Genomic DNA, 15,337 nt, shown 5'->3' on the forward strand with positions numbered 1-15,337 from the left:
TTGGGAGAGAGTTCTACGGAACAGGCACATTCCTCTGTCACGGATCTCGTCGAACTGACGCTTCCCGATCCGCTTGACCTTCTTCACAACGATTTCAACAAAGTTGCCCTTCTGGGAGTAGGACTAATCGGCGGCTCCGTCGGCATGAAATTGAAGGCGATGGATTTCAGTGGCACGGTTGTCGGTTACGATCGTCAAGAAGTGCTTGACGAAGCGTTAATGCGCGGCGCTATCGACCAAGGCGCCGGCGACATTTCCGAAGCAATTGCCGGTGCGGAGCTGATTGTCCTCGCAATGGAGGCCGAAGAAGTTGAGAAAGTTCTGCCGACGATTCTGAGGACCGCCGCGCCTCACGCAGTGGTAACTGATACGGTGGGTGCCAAAGCTGAGATCGTAAGAATTGCGCGCGGCGTCAAAGATGCTCGCGCTGTTTTTATTGGTGGACATCCTCTCGCCGGGAGCCAGAGACCCGGAATCGCGAACGCGCATCCGGAGCTTTTTGCCAGCGCCTATTGGCTGTTGACACCCGAAAATTCCGTGCCGATAGAGAGGTTGACTGCCCTTAAGTGGTGGATAAGAATGATCGGAGCTTATCCGATTGTTTTGCCCCACGACGTGCACGACAAGATCATTGCTTCGACGACGCATATGCCGTTGATTTTCGCGTTGGCATTGTCGGATTGGCTGGCCAGTGAGAGTCGCGAAGTTCCGCTGATGCAAAAACTCGCAACGGGACATTTCCAAGGGATGACTGCACTGGCGGCGCTGCCTTCGACTGTGTGGGAGTCAATTCTGAAGGCGAATCGGGAAGAAATTCAGCGTGCGCTGAAGAGCTTTCGAGAGCATTTTCAAGAAATTGAGGCACTCTTCGCTACAGGAAAACTCGAAGATGTGTGGCAACGAGCATATTCGTTCCAGCGAAAGCTCGCGCGCGAACGACCGGGGGATTGGGATTCACAGTCTGAGTTAACCGTAATCGTCCCCGACCGGCCGGGAACTCTGGCAACGATTGCAGGACTCTTGGCGGAACACAATATCAACATCCGGGATATTGGAGTGATTCACGCGCGTGAACGGCAGGGTGGACTCCTTCGCGTGACACTTGAGTCGCTGTCAGATTCACGGAACGCCATTCAGATACTCAAACTGCACGGCTACACAGCCATGCGGCGAGACTAATTGAATCGGCCGCAGAATTAGGTGCTCCGACGTGGTGCTCCGGACTGATTGCCGTATTAAAAAGATAAAAGGTCGTGCATTGCTGCGCGACCTTTCATTTTGTCTTTGATTGAAATCGCCTATCTCACGGTTCCTGTGATCGCGCTTTTGATATCGGAGTAGCGGCGCTTCAGGAGTTCCAATGCGGTCAAATATCGCAATTGTGTTTCCGCCATTTCCGCCATTTCTTCTTCGATGTTCACGCCATTGACTCCGGTCGCGTCTTCAGGAATCGCCTCGCGAGTAACCTTGATTTGAGCCGTGGGGTCATCCGTAGAAGGGATGTGCCGCTGGTCCGCTTGCGCGAGCTTCTGGCTTTGGCCGTCCAGCTTTTCCTGCAGCAAGTCTTCAAACTCAACACGCACACGTTGGTAGCCGGGAGTTTCGGCATTCGCGATATTCTGCGAGTGCGCGCGCTGTCGGGCCGCCTGCGCATCCAGCATCGACCGCAAAGTGGATGTCGCTGGATTTTGGGCAGTTAGGTAATTTTGGATGAGATTGTTGTCGGCCATAGAGTCTTCTCCTTCGGCAAAACAAAGAGCAATCCTTGTGCCTTCGCTCGAAGATGCTGTAGCAATGTCCTGTAAGTCTTGAAGAACCAAGACAAAAGAAAGGCCCGGTTCCAAAATGGAACCGGGCCTCAGAACTATCAGAACCAATGATTAAGGGCAAGAAACGCCGGTCACCATGTAGATTCTGCGATTGTCAGCACCGCCCAAAGACACGTCATCGTAGGACGTTGCCGAAATCGGGTTTATCGTCAACAATGTGAAGTCGTTCGGGAAAGACGGGCTTGAAACCGTCGAGTAATACACATTGTAACAACCGCAATTGTTCTCGTCAGCCGCCTGCCAGCGAAGCTGGACCGTATTGGTACCTGACAAACGCAGGGACGTCAGCGCCACCGGAGTGCCGCATTGTGCAGAGGAGAACGGCGCGATTGCACCCGTTACAACTTGATAGTCTTGGCACTGGCAGCCGGACGTATCGTACTGCGAAAGAATACCAGTCAAATTGATCGGTCCGAGCGGAATCGGAAGTCCCGCCAGCGTGTCGCAGGCATTGACTCGGAATTGAATTGTGTCGTTGCCGTTGAACAAGAAGTAATTCGTATTCGCGGCAAACGTATCCACTCCACCCGTCGTATCGAACATAACATTCATGACGGTGATGTGTTCGGATTCGTACTGTTCCGGAGTGCATGCCATGGCAAGCTGTGAAATGCTGCTCGCCGCAACATTATTAGGCGCAGGGACCGGATTGTTTTCAGAAATAAACGTTACCGTCACGGCTTGCAATGCGAATTGCGAGAATTCAGTTGCGCCCGCGAAGAAGTCCAACGTGCCTTCAACGCGCACGGAATCGCCGGGCAGCGCGAGGCGGGTGTTGCCATTCAAATTCGTCTGCGCCGCCGTGCCGAACACGAGGATAGCGCAGCCGTTGGACTCGACAAACATGTTGCGGCGGCAAGAATCGTTGTAGGTCACAACGCCATAAGTTACCAACAAGGAATCGTTATAGGTCGGAACACCGCAAGTGTCTTGCAAACGAATCTGGCAAATCGTAAGCGTGTCAGGTTCGGCGGGAGCGCCGCAGATATTCGCCTCGCCGGGAGTACCGAGGTCACCGTTTGTGGCACCGGCCCAGCCCGTGGAAGCGATGCACCAGTTGGCAACGTTTGACGGATCGAGATTCGTGGCCATCAACTGCGCACTGGCACCCGCAGCAAAAGGAAGGCCGGCATACGTCACCGAAGCAGCGGTGACACCATCGGCATCACGCAACGTAACCGTTTCACCCGTATTGTTTAGACCGAGACCCCAACCGGTCGTACCATAAACATAGTCGTAGTCGGTGGGGACGCCGCCGTTGACACCAAGGTCACCGTTGGAGCAGAATACGAAGTAATCATGTGAAGCAACAGTCGGAGCTCCTTCAAGCGTGTCCGAGCCGTTGTTGTCAGAAATGATCCAGCCTGCCATATTCACGGCATTCGCGCCGCGATTGTAAATTTCGAACCATTCACCCAAACTGTCGGCGTTGCCCGCGAAGTTCGGATTCGGCATCAGCTCAGTGATAACGAGATCATAGGCCGACGGAAGTATCGTGAATTGCGCCGTGTTGTTTGTGCTGATCGCGTTGCCGGCGATGTCGGCAACATTGACAACCGTCAACGTGTAGGTGTTGGCCGGAAGCGACGCTCCAAAAGTCAAGCGCACGGTGTTGCCGTCCGGTTGCAGTGCAGCAGTTGTGGGATTGCCAATCCCTCCGTCGACAGAGTAGTTCGTGGCGGTTTCGGCAGTTGTCGCCTCGACGTTTTCGTCGAAGACAGCGTCAATCTGGCTATTCGTAATGACGTTTGCGGCCGCCAGGGTCGGTGGGGTAACGTCGGGAATACAAATGTGCGGCGCGGTGCCGGGCGTGCAATTGCGGTAGCGGCCCGTAGTGGCGAAAACTTCATCGGCCTCGTACCAGTTTTCGTTGTCCCAGTCCATACCGATATCGCCAGAGCAAACTTCAATAGAGTTGCCGACGTTTCCACCCGCGAGATCGGGATACATCGTCGTCAGCGAACCGTGGACAAGCGATCCACCGGTCAGAGCAGTAAAGATAGCGAGGTTGTCGCCGCCGTTGTTCAATCCCCAGCCGCCAACCGAATCGGGACACACGATTTCGCCCGTGAATTCGTCGATGGCGACATTGGAAAGGACGAGATATTGACCTGCATTAATCGTCGTTCCAGCCGGGATGTAAAGCGCACCTTCGCTGGTCGGAGGATACGCGTTGTAGTCCGTGACGATCCAACCACCGATGTTGATCGCGGCACCGGTTGTGTTGTGAATTTCGATCCACTCGACGTCGATGCTCGCAGTATCGTCATACATGATTTCGGTAATCACGACGCTGTTTGAAGCAGCGCCGAGAATCGTGAAGCCGCCCGTCAGGTTGTTTGCCACGTTGCCGGCAATATCTTGCGCCGTCGAGACGGTCAACACATAGCTATTGGGGGCAAGAGTCGGAAAGGTCAAATGTACGAGTGCGTTGTTGGTGCCGTCACGCAGTGCTGAAGATGGAGCGCCGACAGCGTTGTCAACGGAGTAGTTTGCTTCAGTCTCAGCGACGGTTTGGTTAACAGCTTCGTCGAACAGGACGTCGATTTGGGTGTTGGAAATCACGGTGACACTGACAAGCGACGGCGGAGTCACATCGCCTGCGCAAGGAGTGTTGATTGCGCCCGGTGTGCAATGGCGGTAGCGACCTACCGTTGCATACACAGTGGCTGACTCAATCCAATCCGCTGGGTTGCTGGACCAAGTTGCGTTTACATCGCACTTCTCGACCGTATTGCCTGCATTTGAAGCTGCGAGGTCGGGATAACTGCTCGACAAGTCTCCATCAATCAACGTACCGCCGGTTTGCGCGGTGTAGAGGGCAAGGTTGTCGCCCGTGTTGCCAAGTGTGAAGCTGCCGATATACTGGTTGCATTCGATAATTCCCGGAATGCCAGTACCCGCGAATCTGGTTAAGACGAGGTACGCTCCGGCGCCAATCATGGTACCACCGGGAACCTCGATCCCGCCTTCGCCGCCATCTGACGGATATACGTTGTCGTCAATGAGAACCCAACCGCCCATATTGATCGCGGCACCAGTGGTGTTATGGACTTCTACCCACTCGAAGTCCGTTCCGGCTGTATCGTCATACATAACTTCAGTAATCACGACATCACCAAAGCTCTGTGCGAACACCGGAAGTGCGAATAGGCCGAGCACCACCAAGAGAGAAATCCCTCGTAACATACGCATCATCTTCACCTCAATAAATACTGAAAAAACACGGGTCGAATGAAAAAACCATGAAGCAGTCTAAAAAGCGACAGCTTGAAAGATACGGAAAAAATGGTCGGAAATCAAGTGAATGCTTTCACGAAGTGGGTCATTTTCAATAGGTTAGAGCTATGTGAGTTGGTCATTTAAGTTATTGGTATTGACGGGAATATTAGCATTCTGGAGGGGAATTTCAGAAGAAAAGTGTGGATAACTTTTTGACTCAGAGGCATGCACCTGAGGAGACAAGAAAAGGCATCAATTTTTGTGCAGAGTGGGCAGAGACTTCATCTGGAAACTCAGGGGCCGAGACCAAATTGACAGCATAAAAAACGCCCCTTGGCTCCAAGGGGCGCTTAGTATCTGTGATTTCAGCAACTAACCTGTTTCGACAGTCGTGTCCAACTCGAGAGTTTGGAAACTCTGGCTAACATCTTCCAATTCAAACGGTTTGGGAAGCACGGCATTAGGTCCGTCCGGCAAGTCTTCCGAATGTGTATCGGTTAGGCCAACACAAGGCACACTTCCACAGCGGGCTCGAACCATTTCAACCCAATCACCTGGTTGATCAAAATCACCCAGATCTATCATCACAAATTCAGGACGAACGTCCGAACGAACAAGGTACAAGGTCGCGTCGTCAAGATTCGTAAATACTTCGCACGGATGTCCCAAGTGTTCGAGCATTCTGCGCGCAACGTCCCGCACCGTTGGATTTGTCACAACGAGCATTCCCGGTCCAAGCGGCACAAACGCTTCTGTTTGAGGTTCCGGTTCGGTGTTCATCGTTTCTGAAAGCCGCTCAGCAACGGATTGAGCATAGTCCGCCAATTCGTGAATATTCCGACGCTCTTCTTCAACGACACGTGAAACGACAACCAGCAGCGTGGGCTCGCCTTCAATCTTGACAAGTTCATGTTCAAACGAGCACGGAACGATTTGTCCGTCGCCGCGCTGCAATTGCACGGAAGCCCGCAAGGTATCTTCAAGCCACGGCCAATCCGCGTACTCGTCCATTGACTTGCCGACCAATCCCGGATGAATCGCGCCGAACAGATCTGACGCGGACAGATTGGCTTCCTGAATCATGTGTGTGCGCGGATCGACCAGCAGAATAGCTTCGTCGCAAAGCCCGCACAGAGTGTTGAAATTTTCCTGTGCTTGATGCAACGCGATTTGCAGACTCTGCGAATCGGATTTCTTTTGACCGTAAAGGAGCATTCCGCTGGCCGTATGCACGGGATGAAACTCATACAGCCGGGAGCCAAACAGACTTTCGAATTTTTGAGCCCTGTCCGGGTCAGTCAGCGCAGCCAAGTTTGAAAGCTCGAGACCGGGAAGAACCTCGTGCAGCAGCGGAGAGTCAGCAAGTTTTGTGTTCACATCCAGTGCCGCTCGATTGCATTCGAAGACTCGACCCTCTTCGTTGATCAGCATAATCGGCTGCGGATTGAGCGAATCAACAGTTGCAGTATTTGCTAAAGTGGTCGGTTGGGTTGATGCGGATGCCTGCGCATTTTCGACAAACTCCAAAGCAACAGGGCCGGACTGCTCGATGCTTCCCGACAGCTTAGTTGCCACGATTTTGCCGTCAAAATAGTGCTTGTTGTTGCGACTCAGAAGCCACGATCCGCCTGCGTAGTCAGAACCGGCCGCCTTGATGAAAAACTCTCTCAGTGTCCCGCTAAAATCTTTGCCGATTACAGTAATCGACTCATCGGGTTGGCCGCCTTTGGGCAAATACAGAAGTTCTCGTGCCGCCGAGTTCACGCGCAGCAGCCTGCCGGATTCGTCAGCTACACACATGGGCGTGCGCACGGCTTGGAATATCTGCCGAAACGTCACAGGATCGCGAGTCGGTTTTCCGTCTTCCGTTTCGCCTTGCGGAGCCGCATCTTCGGGCTCAGATTTCTTACGCGGACGGAGAACAAACACGAGCATGGCCGTTCCAGCCGCCAACAGCAGCAACGCTCCCGCAGCCGTTCCTGCGTTAGTTGGCGAACTTATCTCCGATACAACCAGCAACGGTTGCATGCCCGGTACGTGGATCCTGCAGAACGCCAGAGGTAAGCCGTCGTCCATAGTGATTAGGCCACTCGCTTGAGACAACAGAATTCCCCAAGTTCCGACCCCGATCGGAGGCTCCGAACGGCGGGCGGATGCGAGGTACGTGTCTTTTGGTCCATTCATCAACACCCACTCGGCTGGTGGGTCAGTAGGGACCTTGAACAAATCTTGCGCGTCGATGAAAGCCACAAGCCTCCCTGGGGAAGTGTTCTTGTCATCCGCAGGCGGTGCATATTGCAAGACCAGACAACGCTTTGCGCCATTAGATTTTTCAGTCAGGATAATGTCCGGCGCGTCCTGCTGGGCAAAGTCATCCAAGGCTTCTCCCAATCCGGTGCTGTCTCCCGTAAGCGCGTGCGTGTCGCCGTTGGCACGAAGCAACGCCCAGCCTCTCGGTTTCGCCAGTCCCGCAGGCCAATCATCGGTCATTTGTTCAATTTTGTTTTCGACGCGCCAAGCCGCCCAATCTGACGGATGCTCGACGACAACGGTGACTCCGTGGCGCAGAAGTTGGTCCCGAAAGGCGGATCTGACCGACAAAATCTGGGTTTCCCACGAAGACGCGAGGTTTTTGAGTCTGGCCATTTCCAGCTCTTGAAAATCCCCTTCTGCCGTACGAAGGTGGCCCATAGAGAGCAGCGCCCCTCCAAGGAGGCCGGTCAAACCGACAGCAATTCCGATGATTTTGACGAATGGTCGCATGCGATGAAACCCGTGACAAAGCGTTGAGAGTATGAATTTGACCATTCAGTTCGCAAAATCGGTGCCTCAGTCGCTCGTCTTGACACTCAGCGGCAAATTCGGTAACTTTTGTGTTTACAGAACGTGGGAGAAGGACAACGGACGGCAGGGACGGGGTCCAGTGTATTGTGCAAGCGTGAGGACGGATGAAACGCAAGGGAGAGGGACATGGGAGGTAGAATCACGGTTTTTTGGGGTCTTTTGTGTTTAGTTGCAACTCTTAGTTTTGCTCAGCCTCCGGTGATTCAGGTAGATGAGACGATGAGCGACCGCGGCGAATTCTATCACGTGGTTATGGCTCAGCGTGACACCGTTGAACCCGGAGTCTATTTGACAGGCATCGGGCGCCAGCAGTTCTATCAGGCTTACGCCGTGAAAATGGACGAAAGCGGTGCTCCGACGTGGTCGCGGTTGTGGGGACAAACGTTGTTCATGTACGATTGCCTGTGGCGAAACGGCTCCGGTAGAATGGTCGGATATACAACCGAAAACAGCACGAACGATTACAAAGTCGTCTTGTTTAACGGCGCAGGCAGCTTGCAGGGACAGTGGGACTTCGGCGGCAATGCGCGCGCCGACCGTGCTTTTTCCTCGATGTACTACGACAGTGTCAACATGCTGATTGTCGGCATGGTGGATCCCGGCGATTCAAGTTTGACCGACGGCAGCTTGGTGCTTGTTGACGATCAAGGTTCTGTTGAGTGGTCAAGAACGTACCACGAATCCGCCGTGATCAGACGCGTGCAACGTGTCGATTCCGCCAATCTTATCCTGTTTGGAACCGCCGACAGCGCAGCCGGACGCAACAAAGATTTTTGGGTGGGCCATACTGATTCTGCCGGCACGCTCCTAAGTTCACATCGCTTCGGCGCGAGCAAAGCAGAGGAACTGTTTGATGCCGTGCGAGTGGACTCGAGTTTGACGCTTTTGTTGGGATCGACCCATTCATTCGGAGACAGCACAAAGACGAATATCTTCGTGCTCGCGACGAATGACAGCGGCGACAGCCTCTGGTCGGATGTTCTGGGTGGGCCGGAAAACGACGCCGGGCTTTGTATTCTGCCCGTCGCCGACCGGGACAGCGGTTTTGTAATCGGCGGATATTGGTCCGAACCGTTGTTGGGCACGCACAACGCGTTTCTGATGAAGTACGACCAGAACTTTGACAGCCTCTGGACCATTTTGGAATATGACACGGTGAACTCAAGCGAGTTCCGCGACGTGGCGATTGATACGTTGTACCGCTATCACGCAGTCGGAATTCGGCACACGGATTTCCCGCACGGATACTACGTGCGGACGGACGTGGATCCAAGAGCTCCGCTGCAGCACAATCCAGAGCCGTTTGACTTGATCAGCCCGGAAGACGGCGCCTTCTTTACAGTCGATACCATCCGCTTCAGGTGGGAATCGACCACGGACCCTGATCCGGGCGATCACATTGCCTATGCGCTGCTGTTTGACACGGACAGCTTGTTTGACGATCCTATTGCCATTGGGCCGCTGCAGGATACGACGTATCTGTTGACGACAACCGCGGATATTTACGACCGCTATTGGCTTGTCGTGGCTCAAGATCAACACTCGAATCTGACCTACTGCTCGGAAGATTTTCGTCACGTTCGCAAGATTCATCCGGACTCGACTCGAGCCTTCAGCTTGTTGGAGCCGCCGAACGGAAGTCCGATTCCCATGCCGTCGTCTTTGTTCTCATGGGAACATGCGATTGACCCGGACAGCTTGGATGAACAGGTTTTCTATTGTTTGTTCTTCCAAGTTGGTGATTCGCTCTCACTGATTGACACTCTCTACGAGAATTTCGCCAACGTGAATTTTACTGATCACCCGTTCATTCATCAAAGCGACACGGTCACTTGGTGGGTAGTCGCGAATAGCATGTATCCGCAAATGCAGCGTCATTCAAGTGAAACGTGGACATTTGTGAATTGGAATGTGTCTGTAGACGACGGGAACTCGCTGCCAACCGAATTTGCGTTGGAGCCGCCGTACCCGAATCCGTTTAATGCCGCCGCGACTCTGGAATTTTCGTTGGTCCAGCCGGGCGACATCCGTTTGGAGATTTTTGACATTACCGGGCGCGTTGTGGCCACCCTTGCGCAAGGCGGCTACACAGTCGGCACTCACCGGGCGCACTGGAATGCGGAAAACACGGCTACCGGTTTGTACTTCGCGCGCTTGACTCAAGGTGTTCAAGTTTCCACACGGAAGCTGCTTTTGATAAAGTAAGTTTGCCGTTTTCTCAGTAAGGAGAACGTGTTTGGTCCTGCAACTCTTGATCGGTTTACTGATTCTCCTGAGTGGAACGGAGGCTCTGCACGCGCAAAGTTTCACGTCGCGAGTCGTGGCGCGCGACATGGGCGAAGCCTTAGACGTAAACGCACATGACTATGACGGCGACGGCGATATCGACTTGATGGTTTCGACGTGGTCGGCCGGAGGTGTTTACTACTACGAACACGGGCCGCTGGATACGCTTGTGCAGACGGAACTGTACGTCAGCAGCGGAGCGGGACGGTTGATCGACACAGGCGATTTTGACCACGACGGCGACTTGGATGTCGTTTTTGCATCATTCAGCGAAGACCGCTTGATCATGCTGACCAACGGTCCGGGCGAAACGCCAGCGCAGAGATTCAGTTTGAGATTTCTCTCGGAAGAAATGCACAAACCGTTCGCGGTACTTGCGGCGGATTTCTCGGGAGACCAACTGACGGACATCATAACGACTGAAGTTGAAAGCGCCTACGAAGCCATCCGGCTGTATGAGCAAATTGGCGGCGACCCCACCGAAATTTGGCGCAGTACGATTTCCGGCGCGCGCGATCCTTTGGGAGTCGCGACCGCAGACATCGACCATGACGGTATAGACGAAATCCTGGTCGCGGTTGCGGCTGAGGACGGCGGATTGTTCGTTATGCGGCGAACACAAACCGGAGGCTATGCGATCAGCCAAGACATTCCCAATGTCTACTTGGTCGCCGTAGCTGCCGCGGATCTGGACGGGAACGGCGATTTGGATGTAGTCGGCTGTGATTTTTCAAACAGTCAAGTTCGCCGCTGGGAAAAAACTTCAAACGGCTGGACGTCGCGGCCGATGCCTGGCACGCTGATTCACCCCCGCGATGTAGTCGTTGCGGATTTTGATGCGGATGGTTTGTTGGATATTGCGGCCACGGGAGAAGGCACCGGAGCTTCCGGAGGCGGTGTCGCGTGGTGGCGGCAAACAACTGCGGGTACGTTTACCTTTCAAAGTTTGACGTCGACGTCGGGATTCTTTGGACTGGAAGCCGTCGACTATGACCGCGACGGAGATATTGACATTCTTGCCGCGAATTACCTACTTGAGCAGATCTTTTTGTTCGCCAATCAAATGGGTACGCCGACGCGTATCATTGGCAACGTGACAGGCGAACGCGGCGGCGAGCCGATTGAAGGTGCGGTAGTTACGGCAATCGAAACTGGTGTTTCTGCCATTGCTGACGCAAATGGGCGTTTCGAGCTGGGAATGATCGAAGGAACGTTTACTTTGCGGGCGCAGCATCCATGCTGGGACTCGACCTTTGTCACGGATGTGCTCACCGTCGAGAACGACACGACCTACGCGAACTTTGAAATGCGCAGACCGGTCATGGACTTGCCGGTGACGTCGCTGAATCTATTCGTTCAGAATGGTCGGCTCTCGACGTACGATTTGTCAATCCAGAATACTGGAGACGCCACTCTAAGTCTTTCGGCGGAAGTTGAAATTGTCGCTCCCGTCAGTGGGTGGGCGTCGGTGTCTCCGTCCGGATTGACCGTCCCAGCGGGGCAGAATGGAATGTTGACGTTGTCGTTTACTCCCGACACGACCAACGACAACCAATACGACTATCTCGGAACACTGATGCTCCACACCAATTCATGTCCGGATACGGTGTTTGAAATGCCGTTGGTGCTCATCGTGTTGGATGCGCCGGAACGCAAGCAAGGCATATTGCCGACCAAAACCGGTCTTGCTCCGGCCTTTCCCAATCCATTCAATCCTTCAGTGACGCTGCCCGCCGACATTGCGGCCGGACAAGAGTATAGCTTGCGGATCTACGATGTTTTGGGTCGTGAGGCAGCAGTACTTTTTGAAGGTCAACTTCATCCGGGCAGCTATGAGTTTAGTTGGAACGCCGCTCACATGGCCGCGGGCCGCTACGTTGCGGTGTTGCGCGCCGCGAGTGGAGCAAGTTGGGACACACCTTTGGTTTTGATCAAGTAACTTAGCGATAATGAGGCTACGAAGATGAGTGCAACGGGGACATTTGCGACAAAAGTAGGTCTGGCTGAAATGCTCAAGGGCGGCGTGATCATGGACGTCACGAACGCCGAACAAGCGCGCATCGCCGAAAAAGCGGGTGCCTGCGCGGTGATGGCGCTTGAGCGTGTTCCGGCCGATATCAGACGTGACGGCGGCGTGGCACGCATGTCCGACGTCGCCGTGATTCGCGAAATTCAAGACACAGTTTCTATTCCGGTGATGGCCAAGTGCCGTATCGGTCATTTTGCCGAAGCACAAGTGCTTCAAGCGCTCGAAATAGACTTCATCGATGAAAGCGAAGTTCTGACTCCGGCGGATGAGCAGTTCCACGTCGACAAACACAAGTTCAAGGCGCCGTTCGTTTGTGGTTGCCGGAACTTGGGCGAAGCACTGCGCAGAATCGCTGAAGGTGCGGCGATGATTCGCACCAAAGGCGAAGCGGGCACGGGCAATATTGTCGAGGCCGTGCGCCACATGCGCTCGGTGATGAATGACATTCGCAAAGTGAAACTGATGGGCGACGAAGAGCTTGTGAATTTCGGCAAAGAGATCGGTGCGCCGTTCGAGCTGTTGAAGCAAGTGCGCGAGTTGGGCAAACTGCCCGTGCCGAATTTCGCGGCAGGCGGAATTGCGACTCCGGCGGACGCATCGCTGATGTTGCAGCTTGGCGCGGAAGCGGTGTTTGTAGGTTCGGGAATTTTCAAGAGCGACGATCCGGCGGCTCGCGCGGAGGCGATTGTTTTGGCGACGACCCATTACATGGACCCGGAAGTTTTGGTTCGCGTGTCGACGGGATTGCGCGGCGCGATGAGCGGGCTCGACGTGCGCTCGATGGACGAGTCGGAATTGCTCTCTACACGCGGATGGTAGAAGGGCTTGTGATGGCGCGGGTGGGCGTGCTGGCTTTGCAGGGCGATTTCCCGATGCACGAGAAGCGGCTTAAGAATCTAAGCTGTGACGTTGTGCAGGTGAGAACTCCGCGCGACTTAGACGGCTTGGATGCTCTGATTTGGCCCGGAGGCGAGAGCACGACCATGACGCGTGTGATGAGCGAAGAGTTGCGCGCGGCATTGACGGAGTTTTGCTCGACTCATCCTGTGTGGGGAACGTGCGCGGGCATGATCATGCTTTCGCATACTGATCCCGATCCGCGTGTGCAAACTCTGGGACTGGCGGACGTGCACGTTAACCGCAACGGCTGGGGGCGGCAGGTGCACTCTTTTGAAGCCGAACTCAGAGTGTGCGCCGAATTGGAAGAAGCAAGGCCCGCTGTTGGACTGTTCATTCGAGCACCGCGCGTGATGCGGACGGGGAAGGGTGTGCGCGTGTTGGCGCGGTATCGAGACGAACCGGTTGCGCTGGAGCAGGGAAATATTTTGTTAACGACATTTCATCCGGAACTGACGGAGGACGACCGGTTTCACAGGTTGTTTCTGTCGAGGATTTTGGAAACTCACAAGAATCGCATCGAAAGCACGGGAGACCGAACTTGAACTCTCATCGATTTATTCGCGCGTTGATCGGCGCGCTGGTTATTGTCGCGGCCATCTCCGCCGTCAGTTGCGACGAACGCAATACGGCGGACATTCCGCCGGTGGTGTATTCGCTGAAACAGAATATTTTGACAAATGGGTCGGCACAATACGTAGATTTGCAAGACTATCTGCTCGGGGTCGCGGCGGCCTCGTCCGGTACATATGTTTATGATATTAGTCAATTGGATAGCCCGGTAGAGCTGTTTCACCGTGAGCTGGCCGAGCCTTTGTATGCAACAGGAGTTGCGGTTGACCTTGTAAATCGCATTGTATTTACATCCGCGGACGGGTCTTCGATTGGCGACAGATTTCCTCTGGACTTTATTGATACTGGCGAAAGAATCGGTAGCGCCCTTGTTGATGGCCCAATCGTTGACATGGAATTCGTCAGCACAACTGAACGATTTAACCTGTGGACGGTGGACAATTCGAGCGGAGATGGCCTATCTGTATCGTCCTATTGCTACGATACGGACCTCATGGACTTCTTGCCAAACTGCATTCAAGATAGATTTGGATACGAACACTTTAGCTCTCGGATGCGGGGGATGGGCAGAAAAGGTGAGTTGTTTGCTCTCGCCCTTAATGATTATAGAGTAAGATTGCACGATTCAAACGACGCGGCGTCGCTTTCCGAAGTTGAAACACCGGGAGATCCTTACGATTGTGCTTGGGTTGGTGACTTCGTACTCGTTGCCGATAATTTCTTCATAACAATAATAAATGCCGCGAACATAGACAGCCCTATGGTTGTCTCGACCTACGTCATTCCGGGCGCAGATCGGTTGCAGAAGATTGTTGTGGATGGGAACTTTGCTGTTTTGCTGGATGACTCGGACGGCCTTTACATTGTTGATGTAACCGATCCGATGAAACCGGAACTTGTACAATCGATCAGCTTGCCCGAGCCGACTTGCGTTTCAGCCTACAACGGCACTATGGTCGCCTCCGACGAGCAGCTTGGTGTGTTGATCTATCAGAGATAATCACAAGAAACTTGTGAATGAAAAAAGCCCCGGAATTTCCGGGGCTTTTTCATTTGTAGTGCATTGAACCTATTTGACGTGTTCGTAGATTACGTTCCACATTTCTTCGCGGCCTTCGTGTTTTGCGCTCGAATAGGGAACTACAGCGGACGCGCCGAGTGAAAGCGCAGGTCCGCGGATGCTGGTCAGCGCTTTGTCGCGTTCTTGCCTGTTCAGCTTGTCAATCTTTGTGGCGACAACAATGAAATTGCGGCGGTAGAATTGAAGCGCCTGAATCATTTGCATGTCAAGGTCCGTCAGCCCGCGTCGTGAATCTGCAATCAAAACAACCAAGTTCAGTCGCGGCGATTCCGCGAGATAATCTTCAAGAAATCCCGACCACTCTTCCTGCAATGACTTTGAGACCTTTGCATAGCCGTACCCCGGCAAGTCAACGAAATAGCAAAGCGACCCGCCGATCTTAAAATAGTTGAGAAGCCGCGTTTTGCCCGGCGTCGCCGAAGCCAGCGCAAGTCCTTTGCGATTCAGGAGCGAATTGATCAGCGACGACTTCCCCACGTTGCTGCGGCCCACAAATGCAATTTCAGGCAATGCCGGCTTGGGTGCTTGGGCAAGATCCGTGCAGGACTTGACGAACTCTGCTTGCGGAATGGTTTT

10 protein-coding genes are annotated in these 15,337 nt (G+C 53.9%); 6 read left to right on the top strand and 4 right to left on the bottom strand.

What is annotated here, in order from left to right; translation table 11 throughout:
* Positions 1–1,179, top strand: a complete 1,179-nt coding sequence (locus tag H6507_01965; protein MCB9367868.1) for a prephenate dehydrogenase/arogenate dehydrogenase family protein — start codon at positions 1–3, stop codon at positions 1,177–1,179.
* 119 nt (positions 1,180–1,298) lie between these two features.
* Here H6507_01965 and flgB read toward each other — a convergent pair whose 3' ends face one another.
* The 3 genes from flgB to H6507_01980 form a co-directional block, all read right to left on the bottom strand.
* Entirely contained in the window at positions 1,299–1,730 is a 432-nt protein-coding gene (gene flgB, locus H6507_01970; protein ID MCB9367869.1) for a flagellar basal body rod protein FlgB, read from the bottom strand.
* A gap of 150 nt (positions 1,731–1,880) precedes the next feature.
* A complete protein-coding gene (locus tag H6507_01975) occupies positions 1,881–5,027 on the bottom strand; it encodes a lamin tail domain-containing protein (GenBank protein ID MCB9367870.1) in 3,147 nt (1,048 codons plus the stop codon).
* A gap of 396 nt (positions 5,028–5,423) precedes the next feature.
* Positions 5,424–7,814, bottom strand: a complete 2,391-nt coding sequence (locus H6507_01980) for a PAS domain-containing protein (protein ID MCB9367871.1) — start codon at positions 7,812–7,814, stop codon at positions 5,424–5,426.
* Between the two features lie 207 nt (positions 7,815–8,021).
* Here H6507_01980 and H6507_01985 point away from each other — a divergent pair, with 207 nt between their 5' ends.
* Genes H6507_01985 through H6507_02005 form a run of 5 tightly spaced genes read left to right on the top strand, consistent with a single transcriptional unit; the run spans position 8,022 to position 14,680 of the window.
* Complete coding sequence (locus H6507_01985) at positions 8,022–10,100, top strand: T9SS type A sorting domain-containing protein (GenBank protein MCB9367872.1); 2,079 nt, start codon at positions 8,022–8,024, stop codon at positions 10,098–10,100.
* A 31-nt stretch (positions 10,101–10,131) separates the two neighbouring features.
* Positions 10,132–12,120, top strand: coding sequence for a VCBS repeat-containing protein (locus H6507_01990; GenBank protein ID MCB9367873.1), 1,989 nt, complete (start codon positions 10,132–10,134; stop codon positions 12,118–12,120).
* A 24-nt stretch (positions 12,121–12,144) separates the two neighbouring features.
* On the top strand, positions 12,145–13,029 hold the full coding sequence (gene pdxS / locus H6507_01995) for a pyridoxal 5'-phosphate synthase lyase subunit PdxS (GenBank protein ID MCB9367874.1): 885 nt from the start codon (positions 12,145–12,147) through the stop codon (positions 13,027–13,029).
* An 11-nt stretch (positions 13,030–13,040) separates the two neighbouring features.
* Entirely contained in the window at positions 13,041–13,652 is a 612-nt protein-coding gene (gene pdxT, locus H6507_02000; GenBank protein MCB9367875.1) for a pyridoxal 5'-phosphate synthase glutaminase subunit PdxT, read from the top strand.
* Positions 13,649–14,680 carry a hypothetical protein gene (locus tag H6507_02005; protein MCB9367876.1) on the top strand — a complete coding sequence of 344 codons (1,032 nt, stop codon included), beginning with the start codon at positions 13,649–13,651 and terminating at the stop codon, positions 14,678–14,680. Before pdxT ends, H6507_02005 begins: the two co-directional genes overlap by 4 nt.
* A 69-nt stretch (positions 14,681–14,749) precedes the next feature.
* Here H6507_02005 and H6507_02010 read toward each other — a convergent pair whose 3' ends face one another.
* A complete protein-coding gene (locus H6507_02010; protein MCB9367877.1) occupies positions 14,750–15,331 on the bottom strand; it encodes a YihA family ribosome biogenesis GTP-binding protein in 582 nt (193 codons plus the stop codon).
* Positions 15,332–15,337: the final 6 nt, after the last annotated feature.

This window comes from Calditrichota bacterium (genome assembly GCA_020637445.1).
Lineage (GTDB): Bacteria > Electryoneota > RPQS01 > RPQS01 > RPQS01 > JABWCQ01.